We start from the raw sequence: 1,184 nt of genomic DNA on the forward strand, positions 1-1,184 counted from the left end.
TTCGGCATCAACTTCGCCATGGGCGTGGCCACCGGCATCACCCTGGAATTCCAGTTCGGCACCAACTGGTCCTACTATTCGCACTACGTCGGTGACATCTTCGGCACGCCACTGGCCATCGAAGGGTTGATGGCCTTCTTCCTCGAATCGACCTTCGTCGGCCTGTTCTTCTTCGGCTGGGACAAGCTCTCCCGCAAGCAGCACCTGATCGTCACCGTGCTGGTGGCACTGGGCTCGAACCTGTCGGCGCTGTGGATCCTGATCGCCAACGGCTGGATGAACAATCCGGTGGGCGCGGAATTCAACTTCGAGACCATGCGTATGGAACTGGTCAGCATGACCGAGGTGATCTTCAACCCGGTGGCGCAGGTCAAGTTCGTACACACCGTGGCCGCCGGTTACGTGACGGCATCGATGTTCGTGCTGGGCGTCTCCGCCTGGTACTTGCTCAAGGCCCGCGACACCGCCTTCGCGCTGCGCTCCTTTGCGGTGGCTGCAGGCTTCGGCCTGGCCGCCACGCTCTCGGTGATCGTGCTGGGGGATGAATCCGGCTACACCGCCGGTGAAGTCAACAAGGTCAAGCTGGCCGCCATCGAAGCCGAGTGGGACACCCACCCTGCCCCGGCCGGTCTGACTCTCTTCGGCCTGCCCAATGACAAGGAAGAACGCACCGACTACGCCGTCAAGATTCCCTACGTGCTGGGCCTGATCGCAACCCGCTCGGCCGATACCCAGGTGCTGGGCATCAAGGATCTGAAGAAGGAGCATGAAGTCCGCATCCGCAACGGCATGCTGGCCTACGCCGCGCTGACCCGGCTGAAATCCGGCGACAAGTCGCCCGAAGCCCGCGCCGAGTTCGACAAGCTCAAGAAGGACCTGGGCTACGGCCTGCTGTTGAAGAAGTACACCAACAACGTGGTCGATGCCACGCCGGAGCAGATCAGCATGGCCGTGAACGACACCATCCCCAAGGTCGCGCCGCTGTTCTGGGCCTTCCGCGGCATGGTGGCGCTGGGCTTCCTGTTCCTGTTCATCTTCGCCGCCTCGTTCTGGTTCCTGGCCAAGAAGCAACTGGCTCCGCAACGCTGGCTGCTGCGCCTGGCCGTGATCGCTATCCCGCTGCCCTGGATCGCCGCCGAACTGGGCTGGATCGTGGCCGAATACGGCCGCCAGCCCTGGACCAT

The 1,184-nt window shown here is 62.8% G+C and carries 1 protein-coding gene; it reads left to right on the forward strand.

What is annotated here, in order from left to right; genetic code table 11:
* On the forward strand, positions 1 to 1,184 hold a 1,184-nt coding region (locus BTM36_RS04460), incomplete at both ends, for a cytochrome ubiquinol oxidase subunit I (protein WP_077235365.1).

The organism is Herbaspirillum sp. VT-16-41, from assembly GCF_001994935.1.
GTDB classification, from domain to species: domain Bacteria; phylum Pseudomonadota; class Gammaproteobacteria; order Burkholderiales; family Burkholderiaceae_D; genus Herbaspirillum; species Herbaspirillum frisingense.